Here is a 21,563-nt window from a genome sequence, read left to right as displayed (position 1 = left end):
TTAACCCACCATATTATTAAGTTGAAGAAGCGGTTGTAATATTGAAAGAACGATAAATAGAACAACGGTCGCCATAGTTACTACCAGTGCCGGCTCAAATACCGACAGCGTTAAAGTAATTCGATGCTGTAATGCAGATTCCTGGTTTTCCGCCGCGCGATCCATCAACGAGCCCAGCTCGCCGCTCTCCTCCCCGGAGGCCACCATATAAAGCATGGTGGGTGGGAAAATTTTCGCCTGTTCCAGCGCGTTGTAGAGAGATGCCCCCTGGCGCACGGTGTCCGCCGCCTGCTCAAGCACCTGCCGGGCATAGAGGTTTTCTATCCCGTCCATCGCGATATACATCCCTTCCAGCAGCGGAACGCTGCTGGCCTGCAAAATACTCAGCGTGCGGATGTAGCGCGCGCTGTTGATGGCGCAGACCAGTTTTTTCAGCGGTGAATTTAGCAACAACCACCGATGATAAACAAATCGGTTCTTTTCTTTTTTTATCCAAAATTTAAAGCTCGCCGACGCCCCGAACAGGCCGCCGGCGATCACGATGCCCCAGGCCTGTAAGAAGTCGCTCACCGCAATCAGCGTGCGGGTGGTTATCGGCAGCTCCTGTTTCATATGGGTGAACTGGTCGATGACCTGCGGCACCACGGCGACCAGCAGAATGGAGATCACCGCGATCGCCACTACCGTCAGGGTGATGGGGTACACCATCGCCTGGGTGAGCTTGCTTTTCATCTTCTGGCGCTGCTCGTTGTATTGGGCGAGCTTTTCCAGCACGCCCCCGAGATGACCGGTCTTTTCACCGGCCATCACCAGGGTGCAGTAGAGCTTATCGAAGCTGCGCGGAAACTGGCTGAAGGCGTCGAACAGCGTGTGGCCTTCCACGATCTTGTCGCGGATCTCGGTCACCATCGCCGCCAGGGTTTTATCTTCCGTCTGCTTCGCAATTGCCTTTAGCGCACTCTCCAGCGGCAGCGCGGCATTGACCAGCGTCGCAAGCTGTCGGGTAAACATCGACAGCACCGGAATCGACAGTTTTGCCCCTTTACGGGCGTTTTTCCCCGCCGCCGGATCGCTGGCTGGGGAGATATTCACCGGCATCAGCTTTTGTTCGCGCAGCATCTGGCGCACCTGCTTTGGCCCTTCGGCCTGCAGGTTGCCGCGCTGGGTTTTCCCGGCGGCGTCCGTCGCGGACCACGCATACCAGGCCATTACGCATCCCCTCCGCGCTCGGCGGTGACGCGCATCACCTCTTCCAGCGAGGTCACGCCGGAGATCACCTTCAGCAGGCCGTTTTCACGCAGGCTGTAGGCCTCTTTGAAAAGCTGCGTTTCGATGGACATCTCATCTTTATCTTCATGGATCGCACGGCGCATGGCGGTGTCGACTACCAGAAATTCATGGATGCCTGCGCGTCCCTGGTAGCCGCTCTGGCGACACTGTTCGCAACCCACGGCGCGATAAATCGCTTTCGGTGGCGTTTCCATAAAGGTGAACAGCGCTTTCTCATTGTCATCCAGCGGACTGGTCGTGCGGCAGTGTGGACACAGCCGACGCACCAGACGCTGGGCAATGACGCCAAGCAGCGACGAACCAATTAAAAAAGACTCCAGCCCCATATCACGCAGACGGGTAATGGCGCCCGCCGCACTGTTGGTGTGCAGCGTAGACATTACCAGGTGACCGGTGAGCGACGCCTGCACCGCGATTTGCGCGGTTTCACCGTCACGAATTTCCCCGATCATTACCACGTCTGGATCCTGGCGCAGAATGGCGCGCAGCCCGCGTGCAAAGGTCATATCCACGCGCGGGTTGACCTGGGTCTGTCCTACCCCTTCCAGTTCATACTCGATCGGATCTTCCACGGTCAGAATGTTGCGTTCATGACCGTTAAGCGCCGACAGCAGCGCGTACAGGGTGGTACTTTTCCCCGAACCGGTCGGGCCGGTCACCAGGATGATGCCGTGCGGACGTTCAATCAGTCCCTTTAACTTCACCAGCTCTTCGTCAATCAGACCGAGCTTGTTGATGTCCGGCTTAAGGTTGCTTTTATCCAGCAGACGCATCACCACGCGTTCTCCGTACTGAGACGGAATAGTGGAGACACGCACGTCAATAGCCTTACGACCAATGCGCAGCGAAATACGACCGTCCTGGGGGAGACGTTTTTCGGCGATATCCAGTTTGGACATCACTTTGATACGCGACACCAGCAGCGGCGCGAGCTTGCGCGCCGGTTGCAGCACCGGACGCAGCACGCCGTCAACGCGAAAACGAATGCTCAGGGTGCGCTCGAAGGTCTCGATATGAATATCGGAGGCCCCCTCTTTCACCGCTTCGCCCATAATGGCGTTGATCAGGCGGATCACCGGCGAGTTCTCGTCGTTATCGAGCAGATCTTCGTTGTCAGGTATCTCCTCGGTTAACGCCATCAGGTCAATATCGGCGTCCATGTCGTCCACCAGCTGCTGCGAGACGCCGCTGTTCTGCTGCCAGATGTTGGTCAGCAGTTCGTCAAACGCGTCCGCCGTCAGGATCGTCGGGGCATAGGAGCGCCCCAGCACGCGGCGCATCTCCAGCAGGGCATACGCCTGCGCATCCTCGCGGATATAAACCTCGTCGTTATAGAACAGGACCCCGTTCTCTTTCGCCCAGGTGCTGGTACAGAGCGCATTACTCATCTCGGTCATGTCGCTTGCGCCTCACTCTTTAAACGGGTTGCGGGACAACACCGGCGCACTGGCGCTCACCGGTGCGGCGTGGCTCTGGGACGGATAGGCCGGCAGTATTGGATTGTCCGCATTCTCGATAATACCCAGCTTATGCTCCTCCATACGCTGCTGTTGACGCGCCTGGATCTGATCGTATTTCTCTTTCGAAGCCGCGCTGTAGTTGTCGTCGTCGCGCAGTACGGTGGTGTGGATAAACACCATCAGATTACGTTTGGCGCTGTCCTGCGAGGTATAGCGGAACAACTGCCCCACGACCGGAATATCACCCAGCAGCGGCACTTTCGAGACCGACTGTTTGGTGACGTTTTCCATCAGGCCGCCCAGCACCACCGTCTGCCCGCTGTGGACCATCACTTCGTTGTTGATGGTGCGGGTGTTGAACGTTGGGCCCAGGCTGGCATCGGCCGTCGAGGTGTTATCCACGCTGGAAACTTCCTGCTCGATCTTCAGATGGATCATGTCGCCATCGTTGATCTGCGGAACGATTTTCAGCTTCGTACCAACGGTTTTACGTTCCACCGAGTTAAAGACGTTATCACCGCTGGTGGTCTGCGAACCGGAGAGCACCGGCACGTCCTGACCGACGTTGAACGACGCCTCTTTGTTATCCAGCGTCACCACGCTCGGCGTCGACAGAATGTCGTTTTTGCCGTTAGTGGACAGCGCCGTCATCAGCGCGCCAAAGTCGCCGTTAAAGAACCCGGTCGCCAGGCCCGTATAGCTGCCAATGACTTTTGACTTCTTGATCTGGCTGATCGGCAGGCCGGTCGAACCAAACTGAACCCCACCGTGTTTACCGGTCCACTGCACGCCAAGATCCAGACCGTTACCATCCTGAACTTCGGCGATGATCGCCTCCACCAGTACCTGCGGACGGCGGATATCCAGCTTATCGATCACTTTTTCCAGCGAGTTCATGACGTTTGGCTGGGCGGTGATCACCAGCGAATTGGTAGACTCGTCGGCGGTAATATTCAGGTCGCCTGCCATCGGCGCGGCTTTGCTCTTACCGCCGCCCGCTTTATCTTTCAATTGCTCTCCGATCCCCGTCAGCACCGGCACCACTTTGCTGGCATTGGCGTATTTCAGGTAGAAGACGCGGGTGTTGCCCTCGTTGTTCTGCTCGCGATCGAGCTGGGAGATGAGCATCCGGGTGCGCTGACGCGCGTCCGGGCTGCCGCTAATCACCAGGCTGTTGGTTTCATCGTCGGCGACCACTTTGGTCGCCAGCTGCGGGGCGTTTTGCCCTTTCTGCTCTTCGTTGTTGAGATTGTTCAACATGTCAGAAAGATCTTTGGCCGAGGCAAAACGCAGTGGCACGATTTCACGGCGCTGGACGCCGCTTTGATCCACACGCTGTACCAGATCGACCAGGCGGTTAACCACCGAGGCTTTGCCGGTTAACAACAGCACGTTTGACGGTTCAAAATGGACCACGTTGCCGATGCCGGAGGCGTCGTTTAACTGACGCAACAGGGGGGCCAGCTCACGTACCGGGACGTTCTCCATTCGCACCACGCGGGTGATGATTTCATCGCCTTTGCCGGGGTTTTTGCTGTCGGCAATCGGTGCGCCCGACATGCGGGCCACCGAAGAGCGCACGACTTTTACCATCCCGTTATCCATCGGGATCACCGACAGACCATAGAGATCCAGCACGCTCAGGAAGAACTGATAATATTCCTCTTCCGTCAGCACGTTGTAGGTACGCACCGACACCGTTCCCTGAACGGAAGGATCGACCAGAATGGTTTTATTAAGGTTACGCCCGACGGTATCGATAAATTCGCGGACATCGGTATTTTTAAAACTGGCGCTAAAGTTCGCCGCGAACAGCGAACCGGAATATAATGACAATGCGGTCAGCGCTACGCACGCCCATGGAAATTTCTTCATGTCTGTACACTTATTAATTGTTTAGAACATTGACCCGAATATTTTCAAGGTGAGCGTGACGCCGAATAGTGACATCCGCTTCTTTCATTTTTGACCAGCGGGCAACGATCTCTTTTGCCTGCGCCTCTTTAGTCATATCCACATCGTCAACTTTTACCACCACATCACCTTTTTCCAGGCCAGCATGGCTGTAGAAAGGAGACGCATTGCGTGGATTAATGTTGTAGCCTTCCAGCTGGCCTTTCTCGATTAATGGTTTTAACACCAGATAATCATCCAGATGCAGATTATCTAACCCTGCATCTTTCTTCGATTTGGTTACCGGGCCGCTGTCAACGCCGCCTTTAAAATAGTCTGGTTTTTTAAGTGAAATAACCTGAGGTGCGCCTTCATAATTCACCACCACATTATCGGGATGAATTTCGGCAATATAGGCATTGTCAAAACCGGCGAGCATTTCGCCCTCGCGATAGCTCTTTTGTCCGGAGGGGGTTTTTATCACCGCAAAGGACAGCCAGGCTTCGTCGCTGTTGAGAATACCTTCGATTTCCGCACTGAGCGGCTTTTTCACTGCCGCTGGCTGTTTCTCTGGCATCACCGCCGGCGTAAAAAGTACAAACTGAGTTTCATCATGACTTTTATTTTGCATCTTCTGCTTTGAATCAGACAATCTGTTCGTAACTTTCTTATAATCTTTATAAACCATATACCCTTGCTGGCCGCAGAAAATGAGCAGCACAAACATTACGCAGGGCATAATCAATTGATTAACAAATGACATCCGCATTTTTTAACGAGCCTTTCTGCCAGTCAGTAATTCACAGCACAGGGCTGTATGAGTAAGTGGCGTAAATACTAATGCGTTCCCTCTCCCCCGCCCATTTATACTTCCGCCAACAATAATTCAGAAAAAGATTGAACGCTAAATAAACCTATGTTAGAAGCGCAGGCCGAATATTTTTATCCTGCATTCAAATTGCCCCTTCCGCCTGTATCCTTTACTTTTCCGTCTCCTTGTTATGAATGAAAGAGACGGTAATACGCTATGTATATGCGCCATTTTAATTTCACTACCCAGCCTTTCCGGACTATTAGCCGGATGCCAGGTGATTTTTTTGTTCCGTATCATCAGGATGTGTTCGGTTTGCTGAAAGAGAAGTGCCAGACAACAGGCGTTACTGCGCTCTTTAGCGACGACAGCTATCTCACCTCGCAGTTTTGCGATGCGCTTAAAAAGCATGACGGCACGCTGATTGCCATTAACGCCTTCCCGAAACTCAGCGCCAGCGGCATGCTCTATAAACTCAACACCACCACTAAAGAGAGCAAAACCCGGATCCAGGCTATTGATACTGTGCTGCGTCAGTGGCAGGACGAGATGTTGTCCCGCAAAACCTCACGTAAAGTACTGGTCATCTCGCATATTCAGTCGATGAAAGCGAATTGCCATGACGCACTGTCCATGCTGTTAACCCGCGCGCAGGAGCTGGATGTGCCTTTGTCGGTTGTGCTGATGGGATCGGCCGACCAGGAAGCCGCCCTCCAGCAGTCCGGGTTGCGTGAATCTCTTCATACGCGTCACACGCTCCGGCCTCTCACCTGCCGCGAATCCCTGAGCTATGTTCAGGCCCAGTGTGAAGCGCATGGCAGCGACGCGACGCCGTTCACCCGGGCCCGCGTGCGCAAAATGCATGTTCTGACCAAAGGACAGGCAGGCAAACTCAACGAGCTGGCGCACCTTGCGATGCTCGCCGCCTGGACCGAACGTTCAGCGCAGGTATCGCCGCGCCATCTGCGCCTCGCCGCAGGAGAAGTTCTGCCGGCGAAACCGAGGGGCAAACGCCTTGCCGTTATGGGCCTTTTTGCCTCTGTACTGTTTGCCGCCTGCGGCTGGACATTGATGCCCGCCATTACCGCCAGACTGCCGGTACAGCTGCCCGTGATGGCCAGCTGGAAACCGCAGACGCCAAAAACCGACGCCCCAGCGGTGCCGGTTATTGATAATGAAGTGGTGAACAAGCCCGATGCGATGCATCAGCTTTATACCATGTGGGGTTATGACGCCACGATGGAAGAGGCGCTCTGCCAGAACGCCGGGCGGGTCAACCTGATGTGTAAGGAGGGTAGCGCTCCGGTCGAGGAGTTGGCAAAAGAGGGTTACCCTTGGATCGGCGAGATCAAAACGGGCGATCACCTGAACTATGCCGTGGTGGCCAGAGTAGATGATAACTCGCTGGATCTGCTGATGAATAATCGCACCTGGCAGGTGAGCCGCAGATGGTTTAACCAGCATGCAACGGGCAATTACACCCTATTGCACCGCCTTACGCCGCAGGGGAAAGATGCCGTGAGCGCCGAAAGTAGCGTCAAAGATTTGGGCTGGATGGATCAGCAACTTAGCCTGGCGCTGAATCTGCCCGAAACCCACGCAAAGGTGTGGACGGCGGAACTAATGCAACGTACCCGCGAGTTTCAGCAGAAAATGCATCTGCATGTGGACGGGATTGCGGGTGAAGATACATTGATGCAGTTAATGCGTGAAACCAGGACTACGCCAAGCGTGCTTATTCAGTCCGCAAATATATCTGCGACCCCCACCGCGCAGGAGAAGCATTCATAATGTCCACGATTACTCTGGCTGCCCAGCGCAGCTATACCCTGAACGCACCGGTCTGGTTTTCTTACCGGCGCCCCTCGCTGAAAAAAGCGGTCTTTGCCACCCTGATCTGGTTGATGGGGATAGTGATGACGATCGCCGCGGGACTTTACGCACATATCTACTGGGATCTTCGTCATCCGGTACCTGAGCCAGTAAAAGCGAGCGCCGTCAGGCCAGAAACGAAGCTATCGGATATGCATTACGTCTATGTCAGTAAACCGTTCCCGCGGCCTGAACCAAAGCAAGAACCGATGACAAAAGAGATGCCGCCACTGCAGGAGATGCCAATTGATAGCGGCGATGCCGACTGGCAGCAGGCGCCCGACGGTGAAGTACCGCGTGATATTTCCCGGGATACATTGCCGGGAACAGAAATGAACAATTCTGCTATTCCCGAACAGGATAATACCGGTCACATAGTTGATGACGGGGCTATCAAAGCATTATTGATGAAGGCGTTAAAAGAGCAGGAGAAAGATTATTCGCAGGGAAAAATACCCGCCCCCCCCGTTGAAGAAACCGCGGCAGGAACGCAGGAAAATAATACACTTAAACGTAGTCCCCCTTTCAGTTAAAAAGGGGGTGAGAAGCGATTAATATTTTTCCGGCAACGTCGACAAATACATAAGACGACCTTTGTCAACCTGGATATAATTACCTTTTTTCAGGTCTGCGAGGATTTTAATAATGGTACTCCGGGCCAGACTGGTATATTCCTGAATATAGTCGTAAACATTGATATCGCGCTGATGATGTACCATCAGTTCGTTAATTTCCAGCAAGAACTCGCGAACAATCGAGTACGCGCTGCGGGCGACCAACACTTCGTCACGCTTGCTGAGCAGGCAAATATACCAGGAGAGGACTTTACTCAAGGCTTCCCACAGGTTTTTTTCGCTCATCAGACGGAAAAAATCATCCTTTTTAATAGTGCGCACCACGGTATTTGCACGCACCAGACCGTACATATGCGCTGAATTGTAATAAATAGAGGATAGACCGAAAATACATTTATTCTGTAAGGTGAATACACACAGTTCATCCGACTTGCGGCGGAATTCAACTTCACCGCTAATGATAAAATGAATATCTTCGTTATTTTCTGTACTAATACGCTGCCATTTGCGTAAGATTCTTTCTTCAAAACCTTCAGTTGCCGCGATAAGGGCGTCGAGTTCATCTTTTGGACGGCTATTTTTACTGTAGATACTTAACATAGTTATACCCATTAATATTAAATTGAAAAAGGTGAACGTGTGCAATCACAGCGCATAAATGCGCAGTCCATTTAATAAATGTAAAGTAAAGCTAAGCCAGGCTAAGACGCTAGCACATCCCTATTTCTTATTTGCCGTGCTGATAGATTGTCAACCACGTTTGCGAGTAATTTCGACTGAGGAAACTATAAAACATTTACGCCGCGAATGTGATTAGAAAATTAGTCCAAAAGGAGACCGTGTAAAAGTGGAGTCGGGTAACCCGAGGGATTACCCCTGCCCGTAGCGCTCTAACAGCGCCTCCGCGATTGCCAGCGTTTCGCGATCGGCCACGCCGTCCCAGCGCGCCGGGCGAAAATGCATCTGAAACGCGACGATCACGCGCTTCTGCTGTGCGTTCGTCATGTTATCGGTCACCTCATAGCCGTAGCGCGCCAGCAGATCGAGCAGCACCTTCGGCTCAACAAGCTCATCTCGCGGCTTGCCGTTCAGGTAAAACGCCACCCGCGCCGGGTCGGGCCATGCGCCAATCCCCTGCAGCGCCAGCTGACGCCATGGGAACAGCGGGCCGGGATCGTCTTTGCGCTGCGGGGCGATATCAGAATGGGCCACCACATTTTCAGGTTTGATGTTGTAGCGGGTGATAATGTCTTTGGCGAGCGGCACCAGCGCCGCAATCTGCGCTGGCTCAAAAGGGGTAAAGTGCTTAACGCCCGACGTCTTTTGCCAGCCACGGTTCTCCAGCTCAATGCCGACAGACGTATCATTGATGCGGTTGGTGCCGCGCCAGAAGCTGATGCCCGCATGCCAGGCCAGTTCGCTCTCGGGTACCAGCTGCCAGATGCGCGGCTTGCCGTCCGGTGCGGGAGGCCTGGCAGGGATCAAATAGTGAGAGCTGACGTTTTTATCCGTCAGCGTGGCCAGCGAGCTGTCAAAATCATCCGCGGTGTAGTGGATCACCAGCACCTTGATGCGCGGATAAGCCGCCTGAGCCTGATGACGCGTATCCAGCTCGTAGGCGCCTTTGTCGATAACCCCTTTTTCCGAGGCACATCCTGCCAGCAGCAGCGCCAGCAGGAGCGCGGCAAACGAACGCCTCATCTCAGGGTTTTCACCGCCGTACCGCTTACGCTCACCATCAGCATGCTGCCATCTTTCCCGACCGTCTCGTAGTCGATATCAATCCCCACGACCGCATCAGCGCCGAGGGCTTCCGCCTGCTCGCCAAGCTCTTTAAAGGCGATTTCACGCGCTTTACGCAGCTCTTTTTCATATGCGCCCGAGCGGCCGCCAACGATATCGCGGATGCCGGCAAAAAAGTCACGGAAGATATTGGCGCCGAGAATCGCTTCACCGGTGACCACGCCGCAGTACTCGGTGATGGTCTGCCCTTCCAGGGTTGGCGTTGTTGAAAACTGCATGGTTTCTCTCCTTCTTTAGCGTTCAATGCCTTAGGCACAGCATTATCGGTTCGTTACGCTATGATTGAAAGGATAGTTAATAAATAAGGAAATCAACATGCGCTATTCAGCTTTAACACTTTTAGTGCCCTGCGCGCTGGTGCTCAGCGCCTGTACCACCACGGTCACGCCAGCCTTTAAGGATATCGGTACCCGCAGCGGCCCCTGCATTGAGGGCGGTCCGGACACCGTGGCGCAGCAGTTCTATGATTATCGCATTCAGCACCGCAGCAACGATCTCACCGGCCTGCGCCCGTATCTGAGCGATGGTCTGGCAAAACTGCTTAACGATGCCACCCGCGATCCGCAGCATAACGCCCTGCTGAAATCCGATCCGTTCTCCAGCCGCGCCACGCTGCCGGACAGCGCCGAAGTGGCGAGCGCGTCAACCATTCCGAACACGGATGCCCGCAATATTCCGCTGCGCGTGAAGCTGACGCAGGGAACCCAAACCTGGCAGGATGAAGTGCTGATGATCCGTGAAGGACAGTGCTGGGCGGTAGACGACGTGCGCTACGTGGGCGGTAGCGTTCATGCCCCGGCAGGCACGCTGCGCCAGTCGATTGAAAATCGCTAAACCCGCCGATATAACCTGGTAACCCCCGTAAAATGTGCGGCATTTCTTGCGGAATGCCGACATTTATACTCGCCGACCTTGCCGTTCGCTATTTTGTGCTATGTTTAAGAGGAAACACGGGTTATATTTAACTTTTAACGCAGAAATATTGCATAACTATTCTGTCAACGGTACTATCTGCGGCCTCAATTGCTATAAATTGCCTGGATGAGTAAAGACTGCCCCGATGAGTATTAAACTAAACGGCATTAACTGCTTCTACGGCGCACACCAGGCGCTGTTTGACATCACGCTGAACTGCCCGGAAGGCGAAACGCTGGTTTTGCTTGGCCCAAGCGGTGCAGGCAAAAGCTCCCTTCTGCGCGTCCTTAATCTGCTTGAAATGCCCCGTTCAGGTACGCTGGCGATTGCCGGTAACCACTTTGATTTCGCGAAGACGCCGTCTGATAAAGCGATTCGCGAGCTGCGTCAAAACGTCGGCATGGTCTTCCAGCAATACAATCTCTGGCCGCACCTGACCGTGCTGCAGAATCTGATTGAAGCCCCGTGCCGCGTGCTGGGGTTAAGCAAGGATCAGGCGATCGCCCGTGCTGAAAAGCTGCTGGATCGTCTGCGCCTTAAGCCCTACAGCGACCGCTACCCGCTGCACCTGTCCGGTGGTCAGCAGCAGCGTGTGGCCATTGCCCGTGCGCTAATGATGGAGCCCGCGGTACTGCTGTTTGATGAACCGACCGCGGCGCTGGATCCGGAAATCACCGCCCAGATCGTCAGCATCATTCGCGAGCTGGCGGAAACCAACATTACGCAGGTTATCGTTACCCACGAAGTGGAAGTGGCGCGTAAAACCGCCAGCCGTGTGGTGTACATGGAAAACGGGTATATCGTTGAGCAAGGTGATGCGAGCTGCTTCGCTAACCCGCAAACCGATGCCTTCAAAAACTATTTATCTCATTGATTGTGTCAGGGGAAATATAATGAAAAAAGTATTACTTGCCGTGCTGCTTGCTGGCGTTACCCTTTCCGCTTCCGCAGCTCAGACCATTCGTTTTGCCACGGAAGCCTCTTACCCTCCGTTTGAATCCATTGATGCGAACAACAAAATTGTGGGCTTCGACGTAGACCTGGCAAACGCCCTGTGTAAAGAGATCGATGCTACCTGTACCTTCAGCAACCAGGCGTTCGACAGCCTGATCCCAAGCCTGAAGTTCCGCCGTATCGACGCCGTAATGGCCGGTATGGACATCACCCCGGAGCGTGAAAAGCAGGTGCTGTTCACCACCCCTTACTACGACAACTCTGCCCTGTTCATTGGTCAGAAAGGCAAATTCACCTCTGTCGATCAGCTGAAAGGCAAAAAAGTGGGCGTGCAGAACGGCACCACGCACCAGAAATTCATCATGGATAAGCATCCGGAAATCACCACCGTTCCGTATGACAGCTACCAGAACGCGAAGCTGGATCTGCAAAATGGCCGTATCGACGGCGTATTTGGCGATACCGCTGTCGTGACCGAGTGGCTGAAAGCCAACGACAAGCTGGCGCCAGTGGGCGACAAAGTGACCGATAAGGATTACTTCGGTACCGGTCTGGGGATTGCCGTTCGTCAGGGCAACACTGAGCTGCAGCAGAAATTCAACGCTGCGCTGGAAAAAGTGAAGAAAGACGGCACCTACGAAACCATCTACAAAAAATGGTTCCAGAAGTAATTCCTGATGAATGAAATTTTTCCTTTAGCAAGCGCCGCCGGGATGACCGTCGGCCTTGCCGTTTGCGCACTGATTATCGGCCTCGTGCTGGCGATGTTCTTTGCGGTGTGGGAATCCGCGAAATGGTTCCCCGTCGCCTGGACAGGCTCCGCGCTGGTCACCGTGCTGCGTGGGCTACCGGAAATTCTGGTGGTCCTGTTTATCTATTTCGGTTCCTCACAGCTGCTGCTCACGCTGTCGGACGGCTTCACCCTTAATCTCGGCTTTGCGCAGATCCCGGTGCAGATGCAGATTGAAAACTTCGACGTCAGCCCGTTCCTGTGCGGCGTGATTGCCCTCTCCCTGCTCTACTCCGCGTACGCGTCGCAAACCCTGCGCGGTGCGCTGAAGGCCGTGCCGCAGGGACAGTGGGAGTCGGGTCAGGCGTTAGGGTTGTCAAAATCCGCCATCTTCTTCCGTCTGGTGATGCCGCAGATGTGGCGTCATGCCCTGCCGGGCCTCGGCAACCAGTGGCTGGTGCTGCTGAAAGATACCGCGCTGGTGAGCCTGATCAGCGTTAACGATCTGATGCTGCAAACCAAAAGCATCGCCACCCGTACCCAGGAGCCGTTTACCTGGTACATTGTGGCGGCGGCAATCTACCTGGTGATCACGTTGCTCAGTCAGTACATCCTCAAGCGTATTGACCTGCGTGCGACGCGCTTTGAACGGAGACCAGGCTGATGCTTGAATATTTCCCCGAGTTGATGAAAGGGCTGCATACCAGCCTGACGCTGACCGTGGCGTCCATTATCGTGGCGCTGATCCTGGCGCTCATCTTCACCATCATCCTGACGCTGAAAACGCCGGTGCTGGTGTGGATTGTGCGCGGGTACATCACCCTGTTTACCGGTACGCCGCTGCTGGTGCAGATCTTCCTGATTTACTACGGCCCGGGCCAGTTCCCGTCGCTGCAGGAGTATCCGGTTATCTGGCATCTGCTCTCTGAGCCGTGGCTGTGTGCCCTGATTGCCCTTTCGCTGAACAGCGCGGCCTATACCACCCAGCTGTTCTACGGAGCGATCCGCGCCATCCCGGAAGGCCAGTGGCAGTCCTGCGGGGCGCTGGGCATGAGCAAGAAAGACACGCTGGCGATCCTGCTGCCGTACGCCTTTAAGCGCGCCCTCTCCTCCTATTCCAACGAAGTGGTGCTGGTATTCAAGAGTACCTCGCTGGCCTACACCATCACCCTGATGGAAGTGATGGGTCACGGACAGCTGCTGTACGGGCGCACCTATGACGTGATGGTGTTCGGCGCGGCGGGCGTGGTGTATCTGGTGGTGAACGGTCTGCTGACGCTGATGATGCGCCTGATCGAGCGTAAAGCGCTGGCGTTTGAGCGCAGAAATTAACCACGAAAATGCATAAAACGGTATTCATGAAGCGGGTAACCTGATGGGTTATCCGTTTTTTTTTGCGATAAAGATAATACTTAATCATTTTTATTGCATATAAATTCATTAACTGGCATTGTACATCCAGGCCGCAGACACGGCGCATCAATAAGACAGACGGGAGCATTACAATGAAAAAGTTAGTTCTGGCCGCATTACTCGCCACCTTCGCCGCTGGCGCATCCGCAGCTGATAAAATCAATTTCGGCGTGTCCGCCACCTATCCGCCGTTTGAGTCGCTGGATGCCAGCAACCAGATCGTCGGTTTCGATATCGATCTGGCGAAAGCGCTGTGCAAACAAATGCAGGCCGACTGCACCTTTACTAACCATGCTTTTGACAGCCTGATCCCGTCGCTGAAGTTCAAAAAATACGACGCGGTGATCTCCGGGATGGACATCACGCCTGAGCGCAGCAAGCAGGTCGCGTTCACCGACCCGTACTACGCCAACTCGGCGGTGGTGATTGCGAAGAAAGGCGCTTATACCTCATTCGATCAGCTGAAAGGCAAACGCATCGGGATGGAAAACGGCACCACGCATCAGAAATACCTCCAGGACAAACATCCGGAAGTGAAGACCGTGGCCTATGACAGCTACCAGAACGCGATTATCGACCTGAAAAATGGCCGTATCGACGGGGTCTTCGGCGACACCGCCGTGGTGAACGAGTGGCTGAAAACCAATCCGCAGCTGGGCACTGCAACCGAGAAAGTGACCGATCCGCAGTACTTCGGCACGGGTCTGGGTATCGCGGTACGTCCGGATAACAAAGCCCTGCTGGAAAAACTGAACGGTGCGCTGAAAGCGATTAAAGCAGACGGTACTTACCAGAAAATTAGCGAGCAGTGGTTCCCGCAGTAAGATTTTTTTGCCGGGTGGCTCGGCCTACGGGGGTGGTAGTCTGTAGGCCGGGTCAGGCGAAGCCGCCACCCGGCAATTTCTCAGAGTGGCACAAAGAACCTGAACCGTGCTCCGCTCGCCGACTCCATCAGCCTGATCCCACCCCCGTGCAGCTCCAGCATCCGTTTCACAATCAGCAGCCCCAACCCGCCGCGATTCTCTCTCGACGCCTGAGTATTGAGCGCCGACGGCCGCTGGAACAAATCGTCGCGCAGCGAGGCATCCACGCCCGCTCCGCTGTCGGAGACTTCAACCTGCAGCCGTTCATTTTCCTGCCACACCGCCAGGCGAATCTCCCCGCCGCCAGGCGTATGGCGCATCGCGTTATCCAGCAGGTTGGTCACCACGCGTTCAATCATCGACACATCGGCGTTTATCAGCGGCAGCGGCCCCGGCACGTCAATATGCAGATTGACCTCGCGCGTGCGGGCGGTGAGCTCAAACTTCTGCGCCACGTCGGAAATCAGCTCTCCCATCGCGAACCGCTCGCGCTGGGGTTTAATACCGCCGTACTCCAGGCGCGCCAGCTCAAACAGCTGCTGAGAAAGATGACGGACCTTTTGTCCCTGGCGCAGCGCGGTGGCGAGATACTGCTGGTGCTCCTGCGGCGTCAGCGTGGCGGATTTGAGCGACAGGGTTTCGAGATAGCCCAGCAGCGAGGTCAGCGGCGTACGGAGATCGTGCGAAATATTGGCGATAAACTCCCGGCGCTGGCGATCGCTGTCGGCCAGCCGATCCCACTGCTGGGTGATTTTGCGCGCCAGCTCGATAAAACTGTTGCGCAGGATCGCCACCTCATCTTTTGCCGCCGCGTCCGGCGTCTGTGCCGCCAGCTGTCTGATAGCGCTTATGCTGTCTTGCTCCAGCCCGGCGACTTCCACCGTCAGCTGTTTGACCGGACGCGTGACCCAATACCAGACCAGTAAACCGGCCAGCAGGCCAAACAGCGCGACCCACAGCAATGACCACAGCACCGTGCTCCACAGCGCCTTATGCCAGGCCATCTCCGCAAGAGCATTTGACTCCTCGCCCTGCAAAATAATGTACAGATAGCCTTTTAGCTCGCCATCCTGCCGCAGCGGCGTGGCGCTAAAGACTTTTTGATTTTGACTGCGCGGATCGTCGCCCAGCACCGGCATGGCGGTGCCGCTGAGGAAGCTCTGCACCGGAGCCAGATCGATTTTTTGCCGCTGAATATGGCCCGGCGGTGCGGCATCGGCGAGGATATCACCGTCAGGAGAGATAACGTACAGCTCAACGCTCGGATTAAAGGTCATCAGCCGGCCAAACAGCGGTTTCAGCGCGCTGCGGTCAACCCTACCCTGCGCGTCCAGAATTGGTTCGCGCTGAACGATCTGCTGCGCCAGCCCGCCAGACAAACGCTGCACCATCGCATTACCGTACTGCATGCTGCTGTAGAGCTGTACCGCACAGGCAACGGCGGCGCAGAGCATCATCAGCAGGATGAAGAGCAGCGTCAGGCGCTGGCTCAGGCTAAAGCGGCGCATCATGATTTGGCTCCGCAAATTTGTAGCCCTTGCCCCAGACGGTGCGAATAATCTCCGGCTCGGCGGCGTCCTTCTCAATCTTGATGCGCAGGCGGTTGATATGGGTGTTGACGGTGTGCTCATAGCCTTCGTGCTGGTAGCCCCAGACCTGCTCCAGCAGCGCCAGACGGGAGAACACCTCGCCGGGATGACGGGCAAAGAAGTAGAGCAGTTCGAACTCGCGCGGGGTGAGATCCACCACCTGGCCGTGAAGCAGCACGCTGCGCGCCAGCGGATCGATGGTCAGTCCGTGAGCCTGAATTTGACCGTCGGTTTGCGCCTGCCCCATCGCCTGCTGGCGACGGAACAGCGCTTTGATGCGCGCAATCAGCTCCTGCACGGAGAACGGTTTTGCCAGATAGTCATCGGCGCCGGTTTCCAGCCCGGTGATGCGGTCGGTTTCACTGCTGCGGGCGCTAATGATGATCACCGGCAGGTAGCGCGTCATCTGACGGATGCGGCGGCAAATCTCCAGGCCGTCAACGCTGGGCAGCATCAGGTCGAGGAGCACCGCGTCCCACGTCTGAGCTTCAAGACGCTGCAGGGCTTTGCCCCCGTCGGGTTCGTGGGTGATGGCGTAGCCTTCGTCTTCTAAATTGAGTCGCAGAAGCGCCGCGATATCGTGGTCGTCTTCCACCAGCAGGATCTGCTTCATGGGTAAGCCTTCATTCATTTCTTATGACGTAAGCTTACCTGATTTCGCCGGGATGAAGAGTTCACATTTTGTTTAAGATTTTACGAGCAACGTCAGCACTTCATAGTGTGCGGTGTGCGGGAACATATCAAAAAGCTGAACGCGTTCAACGCGATAGCCCGGTAGTTGCGCAATGTCTTTTGCCATGGTCTGCGCGTTGCAGCTGGAATAGATGATGTATTCCGGCGCCATCTGGCTCAGGTAGTCGCACAGCGCATTGCCGATGCCGCGGCGCGGCGGGTTGACCAGCACCAGCTCAGGCACGTTGCCCTGGCCGGTCGCGAACCGCGTGGAGTCGAGCGCCTGGAAGTGCAGATTCGTTAACCCAAGTTCGGCGGCGGACTGCTTCGCGCAGGCAATCGCTTCGGCAGAGATCTCAATGCCGGTGAGCTGCATCTCCGGCGTGGCGCAGTGCAGGCCAAAACCGCCCACGCCGCAGAAGAGATCCCACATGTGGTGAACGTTCAACGCACGAACCCAGTCGCGGGCGGCGGCGTACAGGCTGCTTGCCACGGTCGGGTTGGTCTGGAAGAAGCTTTGCGGGCGGATCCACAGCGGCACCCCGTTGAAGCTTTCGGCCAGCGCGTGCTGGTCGGTGAAGAAAATCTCTTTCTCCCCTTCCATGATTGCCATATGCACGGGCTGAATGTTTGCCGTAATGACCTTCAGCTGCGGAAGCTGCGCCTGCAGCCACGGCAGCGCCGCGCGCAGCTGCTCCAGCTTGGTTTCAGAGCGCAGCACGAAGCGCAGCATCATGCCGCCGTCTTTCTGGCTTTCCGTCAGCAGAAGGTATTTCAGCTCGCCGCGCTTGCGGGCCACGCTGTAGGGCGTTAAGCCCGCCCGCGCGATAAACGGTTTCAGTGCGGCAAAGACAGGCTCAAACGAGTCGGGATACAGCGGGCAGTCGGTTAAGTCTTCCGGCGTGCCGTCGCGGTGCAGCATCCCCAGCAGCGGTTTTTCTACGCTGCCGCTGACCACCATTTTGGCTTTATTGCGAAAACCCTGTTCAGGGCCGCTGACGGGTGCGCACCACTCGCCCACCGCGTGTTCTGCCAGCAGCTGTTGCAGGTCGGCCATTTTAGCGGTGAGCTGTTGAGGGACCGGCTGTTCTATCCACTGACAGGAGCGGCAGCGTCCTGCGTCATAGAGTGCGCACTGCATATGAAAACCTTAAAAATCACGAGGGCTGCGATTATACACATTATTGCAGGCGGAAGAATCTCCGACTGGAAGCCGGAACGAAGAGTAGAAAGAGCACCAGCATGTCCGGCAGTTTTTGCATAAACAGCGCGCGCAGGATCTCCCGTTTGGATTCACCGGCAATGCTGAACAGCTCCGGGTAGCCATACCCCAGCGAGGCGGCCCACAGATAGCTTGCGGCGGTAATTTGCGTCAGCAGATAGACCCATCGCGCCCAGTTGCGCCCTTTAACCAGCGAAAACGCGCAGTAGATCTCGATAAACACCAGCACCAGGCTGCTCAAAAAGACCAGCGTCAGATTCCACGTCTGCACGCTGCGGTGAATGAATTCACCGATGCCGCGCACGCCCAGGGTGTTGAGAATCATCAGCACGTCCAGGCAGCGGATCATAATAATGGCGAGCGCCGCCACCTGAACCAGCGCAGGTACGTTAGGACGCGCGTGCGTAATACGTGATTTTTTTAATAATCCCAATGTTTTACTTCCCTGAAAAACAGTGCCGCGTCATGCGCGGCACATCACTGGAAATTTTAAATCCTTCAGCCGCGTCTTGCACGCTGGATATCGCGCACGCGCTGTTTTTCCGCGCGCGCCATCAAATACCAGGCGATAAATCCGACAATTCCGACCACGCCGAGGATGATAGAGGCCAGGGCGTTGATCTCCGGGTTGACCCCCATACGCACGCTGGAGAAGACCAGCATCGGCAGCGTGGTCGCCCCCGGACCGGAGACAAAGCTGGCGATAACCAGATCGTCGAGCGACAGGGTAAACGCCAGCAGCCAGCCGGAGATCACCGCCGGCATAATCATCGGCAGGGTGATGATGAAAAAGACCTTCAGCGGCGTCGCGCCGAGATCCATCGCCGCCTCTTCAATGGAGCGATCCAGCTCGCGCAGGCGCGAGGAGATCACTACCGCTACGTAGGCCGTACAGAAAGTGACGTGCGCCAGCCAGATGGTGAGCATGCCGCGATCTGCCGGCCAGCCGATGGCGTGCGCCATGGCCACGAACAGAAGCAGCAGCGCGAGACCGGTGATCACGTCCGGCATGACCAGCGGGGCGGTAATCATAAAGGCGAAGCCGTTCGAACCGCGAAAACGCCCGAAACGCACCATCACCAGCGCGGCGATCGTGCCCAGCACCGACGCCATGGTCGCCGCCAGCGCCGCAATGGTCAGGCTTAGCCCCACCGCGCTCATCATTGCATCATCGTGGAACAGCTCGCTGTACCAGCGCGTCGACCAGCCTGCCCAGACCGTCACCAGCTTGGAGCTGTTAAACGAATAGATCACCAGCATCAGCATCGGCGCATACAGGAAGGTAAAGCCGATGACCAGGATCGCAATTCGCCACGGGGAGCGCACTACCGGTAAGTTGTTCATCCGCGATCTCCCATCTGTTTCTGCTGATGCTTGTGGAACCACATGATCGGCACGATCAGCAGCAGTAACATGATAATCGCCACAGCTGACGCCACCGGCCAGTCGCGGTTATTGAAGAACTCCTGCCACAGCACGCGACCAATCATGATGCTGTCAGGCCCGCCGAGCAGTTCCGGGATCACAAACTCCCCCACCGCCGGGATAAAGACCAGCATCGACCCGGCGATAATGCCGCCTTTGGTCAGCGGGACGATGACGCTGAAGAAGGTTTTTAACGGACGGGCGCCGAGATCGAGCGACGCTTCCACCAGCGAATAGTCGATACGGGTCAGCGCCGTGTAGATCGGCAGCACCATAAACGGCAGATAGGCGTACACAATACCGATATAGACCGCGAGGTTGGTGTGCAGGATCGTCAGGGGCTGATCGATAACCCCGAGCCACATCAGGAAGTTGTTCAGCACGCCGTTGTTTTTCAGGATCCCCATCCAGGCGTAAACGCGGATCAGGAACGAGGTCCACGACGGTAAGATTACCAGCAGCAGCAGGATGTTGCGGGTCGACGGCTTACTGTGCGCCACCGCCCACGCCAGCGGGTAGCCCATCACCAGACAGCAGAGCGTCGAGATGGCCGCCACCTGCAGCGACTGCAGATAGGCTTCGAAATAGAGCGGGTCGTCGGTGAGCTGCAGGAAGTTACCCAGGTTTAAGGTCAGCGTCAGCTGCCCGTCGGCCCAGTCCAGCAGGTTGGTGTAAGGCGGGATTGCCCGCGCCATTTCCGCCAGGCTTATCTTGAAAACAATCAGGAACGGCAGCAGGAACAGCAGGATCAGCCACACGTACGGCATGGCGATCACCAGCTTGCGGCCGTGTTTCATCTGCATTCGCGTCAGCCACTGGGCAAAACCGCCCGGTTTGCCTGCGCGGGCTGGAGGTTCAAGTGTACTCATTGGCCGCTCCTTATACCGTCAGCACAACGCAACTGTCTGCATCCCAACACAGGCGCACTTCGTCGCCCCAGGTCGGCTGCCCCTTGCGGTAGCGATGTTCGTTCTGTAACTGCGCGCTGAGCATCTGCCCGCTTTTCAGGCGCACGTGATAGATGGAGAGGTCGCCAAGATAGGCAATGTGCACCACTTCGCCGACGGCAAAGTTATAGCCATCGGCAGGCGGATCCTCACAGAGCATGATCTTCTCCGGACGCAGCGCGACGTAGACCGGCACGTTATCCACCACGGAGTTATCCGGATCGACCTTCAGCGGATGCTGCAGCCCCGGCGATTCGATGACCAGACCATCTTCCTGACGATCTTTCAGCAGCCCTTCGAAGACGTTGACCGAGCCGATGAACTCCGCGCTGTAGCGGGTGGTTGGATGCTCATAAATCTCTTCCGGCTCGCCAATCTGCACGAACTTCCCGCGGTTCATGATCGCGATACGTCCGGCCATGGTCATGGCTTCTTCCTGGTCGTGGGTAACCATCACGCAGGTCACGCCTACGCGCTCGAGGATATCGACCACTTCAAGCTGCATACGGTCGCGCAGCTTTTTATCCAGCGCGCCCATCGGCTCATCGAGCAGCAGCAGTTTCGGGCGTTTTGCCAGGCTGCGGGCCAGGGCCACGCGCTGGCGCTGGCCGCCGGAGAGCTGGTGCGGTTTACGCTTCGCGAACTCCTGCATGTGTACCAGGCTCAGCATCTCGGCCACGCGCGCGGTAATTTCGGCCTTCGGCAGCTTGTCCTGCTTCAGGCCAAAGGCGATGTTCTGCTCCACCGTCATGTGCGGGAACAGCGCGTAGGACTGGAACATCATGTTAATCGGGCGCTGATACGGCGGTACGCTGGAGAGATCCACGCCATCGAGCATGATCTGCCCGGCGGTGGGCTGTTCAAAACCGGCCAGCATACGCAGCAGGGTCGATTTACCGCAGCCAGAAGCTCCCAGAAGAGCAAAAATCTCGCCTTTATAAATCGTCAGGCTGACGTCGTCCACGGCATGCTGGCCATCGAAAGATTTGGTGAGGTTACGAATTTCAAGAAGCGGGGTCAGCGCTTTACGGACTTTCGCCTGCGGGCGGGGGATCGCGTCATTCACGGGGTGCTCTCCGGCAGAAATCAAATCATGGTGCAGGCGCACCAGAACGGTGCGCCTGTTGCC

General features: G+C 56.0%; 22 protein-coding genes. 8 read left to right on the top strand and 14 right to left on the bottom strand.

Translation table 11 applies throughout. The features are described from left to right. The 4 genes from gspF to gspC are packed head-to-tail and all read right to left on the bottom strand — an operon-like array spanning window position 1 to window position 5,370. Entirely contained in the window at window positions 1-1,209 is a 1,209-nt protein-coding gene (gspF, locus tag ACW9E7_RS05710; RefSeq protein ID WP_458727383.1) for a type II secretion system inner membrane protein GspF, read from the bottom strand. Then, window positions 1,209-2,687 (bottom strand): type II secretion system ATPase GspE, encoded by a 1,479-nt coding sequence (gene gspE, locus ACW9E7_RS05705; RefSeq protein ID WP_458727382.1) that lies wholly within the window; start codon window positions 2,685-2,687, stop codon window positions 1,209-1,211. Before gspE ends, gspF begins: the two co-directional genes overlap by 1 nt. Window positions 2,688-2,699: 12 nt before the next feature. Beyond that, complete coding sequence (gene gspD, locus ACW9E7_RS05700; protein WP_248173263.1) at window positions 2,700-4,625, bottom strand: type II secretion system secretin GspD; 1,926 nt, start codon at window positions 4,623-4,625, stop codon at window positions 2,700-2,702. 13 nt (window positions 4,626-4,638) lie between these two features. After that, window positions 4,639-5,370: a type II secretion system protein GspC gene (gene gspC / locus ACW9E7_RS05695; protein ID WP_458728371.1), complete on the bottom strand. Its 732-nt coding sequence runs from the start codon at window positions 5,368-5,370 to the stop codon at window positions 4,639-4,641. A gap of 300 nt (window positions 5,371-5,670) precedes the next feature. Between gspC and ACW9E7_RS05690 the strand changes: the two genes are divergently transcribed. Both ACW9E7_RS05690 and ACW9E7_RS05685 read left to right on the top strand, forming a co-directional pair. After that, window positions 5,671-7,245, top strand: a complete 1,575-nt coding sequence (locus ACW9E7_RS05690; RefSeq protein WP_248173261.1) for an ExeA family protein — start codon at window positions 5,671-5,673, stop codon at window positions 7,243-7,245. Further along, window positions 7,245-7,859 (top strand): hypothetical protein, encoded by a 615-nt coding sequence (locus ACW9E7_RS05685; RefSeq protein WP_458727381.1) that lies wholly within the window; start codon window positions 7,245-7,247, stop codon window positions 7,857-7,859. Before ACW9E7_RS05690 ends, ACW9E7_RS05685 begins: the two co-directional genes overlap by 1 nt. 18 nt (window positions 7,860-7,877) lie before the next feature. Here ACW9E7_RS05685 and ACW9E7_RS05680 read toward each other — a convergent pair whose 3' ends face one another. The 3 genes from ACW9E7_RS05680 to ACW9E7_RS05670 form a co-directional block, all read right to left on the bottom strand. Continuing rightward, window positions 7,878-8,501 carry a helix-turn-helix domain-containing protein gene (locus ACW9E7_RS05680; RefSeq protein WP_458727380.1) on the bottom strand — a complete coding sequence of 208 codons (624 nt, stop codon included), beginning with the start codon at window positions 8,499-8,501 and terminating at the stop codon, window positions 7,878-7,880. 270 nt (window positions 8,502-8,771) lie between these two features. Further along, a complete protein-coding gene (locus ACW9E7_RS05675) occupies window positions 8,772-9,602 on the bottom strand; it encodes an N-acetylmuramoyl-L-alanine amidase (protein WP_133294078.1) in 831 nt (276 codons plus the stop codon). After that, window positions 9,599-9,922, bottom strand: coding sequence for a heavy metal-binding domain-containing protein (locus ACW9E7_RS05670; RefSeq protein ID WP_008500028.1), 324 nt, complete (start codon window positions 9,920-9,922; stop codon window positions 9,599-9,601). The genes ACW9E7_RS05675 and ACW9E7_RS05670 overlap by 4 nt, the downstream gene beginning before the upstream one ends. A 97-nt stretch (window positions 9,923-10,019) precedes the next feature. Between ACW9E7_RS05670 and ACW9E7_RS05665 the strand changes: the two genes are divergently transcribed. The 6 genes from ACW9E7_RS05665 (at window position 10,020) to artJ (ending at window position 14,540) form a co-directional block, all read left to right on the top strand. Beyond that, on the top strand, window positions 10,020-10,538 hold the full coding sequence (locus ACW9E7_RS05665; protein WP_059445567.1) for a lipoprotein: 519 nt from the start codon (window positions 10,020-10,022) through the stop codon (window positions 10,536-10,538). Window positions 10,539-10,764: 226 nt separating this feature from the next. After that, window positions 10,765-11,493 (top strand): arginine ABC transporter ATP-binding protein ArtP, encoded by a 729-nt coding sequence (gene artP, locus ACW9E7_RS05660; RefSeq protein ID WP_023310942.1) that lies wholly within the window; start codon window positions 10,765-10,767, stop codon window positions 11,491-11,493. A gap of 19 nt (window positions 11,494-11,512) precedes the next feature. Next, the gene (gene artI, locus ACW9E7_RS05655) at window positions 11,513-12,244 is read left to right on the top strand and encodes an arginine ABC transporter substrate-binding protein ArtI (RefSeq protein WP_044596922.1); all 732 of its coding nucleotides are present in this window, start codon (window positions 11,513-11,515) and stop codon (window positions 12,242-12,244) included. Window positions 12,245-12,250: 6 nt separating this feature from the next. Next, the gene (gene artQ / locus ACW9E7_RS05650) at window positions 12,251-12,967 is read left to right on the top strand and encodes an arginine ABC transporter permease ArtQ (RefSeq protein ID WP_025756069.1); all 717 of its coding nucleotides are present in this window, start codon (window positions 12,251-12,253) and stop codon (window positions 12,965-12,967) included. Beyond that, window positions 12,967-13,635 carry an arginine ABC transporter permease ArtM gene (gene artM, locus ACW9E7_RS05645; RefSeq protein ID WP_023310940.1) on the top strand — a complete coding sequence of 223 codons (669 nt, stop codon included), beginning with the start codon at window positions 12,967-12,969 and terminating at the stop codon, window positions 13,633-13,635. The genes artQ and artM overlap by 1 nt, the downstream gene beginning before the upstream one ends. Window positions 13,636-13,808: 173 nt before the next feature. After that, window positions 13,809-14,540: an arginine ABC transporter substrate-binding protein ArtJ gene (gene artJ, locus ACW9E7_RS05640; RefSeq protein ID WP_021240923.1), complete on the top strand. Its 732-nt coding sequence runs from the start codon at window positions 13,809-13,811 to the stop codon at window positions 14,538-14,540. Between the two features lie 80 nt (window positions 14,541-14,620). Here the strand turns inward: artJ and ACW9E7_RS05635 are convergent, their stop codons facing one another. From ACW9E7_RS05635 to potG, 7 genes are all read right to left on the bottom strand, one after another. Then, the gene (locus ACW9E7_RS05635) at window positions 14,621-16,090 is read right to left on the bottom strand and encodes a sensor histidine kinase (protein WP_143344877.1); all 1,470 of its coding nucleotides are present in this window, start codon (window positions 16,088-16,090) and stop codon (window positions 14,621-14,623) included. Next, complete coding sequence (locus ACW9E7_RS05630) at window positions 16,074-16,781, bottom strand: response regulator transcription factor (RefSeq protein ID WP_458727379.1); 708 nt, start codon at window positions 16,779-16,781, stop codon at window positions 16,074-16,076. The genes ACW9E7_RS05635 and ACW9E7_RS05630 overlap by 17 nt, the downstream gene beginning before the upstream one ends. A gap of 72 nt (window positions 16,782-16,853) precedes the next feature. Beyond that, entirely contained in the window at window positions 16,854-17,981 is a 1,128-nt protein-coding gene (rlmC, locus tag ACW9E7_RS05625) for a 23S rRNA (uracil(747)-C(5))-methyltransferase RlmC (protein ID WP_149366239.1), read from the bottom strand. Between the two features lie 40 nt (window positions 17,982-18,021). Next, window positions 18,022-18,495, bottom strand: coding sequence for a YbjO family protein (locus tag ACW9E7_RS05620; protein ID WP_024907853.1), 474 nt, complete (start codon window positions 18,493-18,495; stop codon window positions 18,022-18,024). A gap of 65 nt (window positions 18,496-18,560) precedes the next feature. Then, window positions 18,561-19,406 (bottom strand): putrescine ABC transporter permease PotI, encoded by an 846-nt coding sequence (gene potI, locus ACW9E7_RS05615; RefSeq protein ID WP_100122374.1) that lies wholly within the window; start codon window positions 19,404-19,406, stop codon window positions 18,561-18,563. Beyond that, complete coding sequence (gene potH, locus ACW9E7_RS05610; RefSeq protein ID WP_115874590.1) at window positions 19,403-20,356, bottom strand: putrescine ABC transporter permease PotH; 954 nt, start codon at window positions 20,354-20,356, stop codon at window positions 19,403-19,405. The genes potI and potH overlap by 4 nt, the downstream gene beginning before the upstream one ends. Before the next feature lie 10 nt (window positions 20,357-20,366). Next, entirely contained in the window at window positions 20,367-21,500 is a 1,134-nt protein-coding gene (gene potG / locus ACW9E7_RS05605) for a putrescine ABC transporter ATP-binding subunit PotG (protein ID WP_024907855.1), read from the bottom strand. Between the last annotated feature and the right edge of the window lie 63 nt (window positions 21,501-21,563).

Source organism: Enterobacter sp. H2G27 (genome assembly GCF_054403075.1).
Note: the sequence above shows the minus strand (reverse complement) of the source record. Positions and strands in the feature narration are given on the sequence as shown.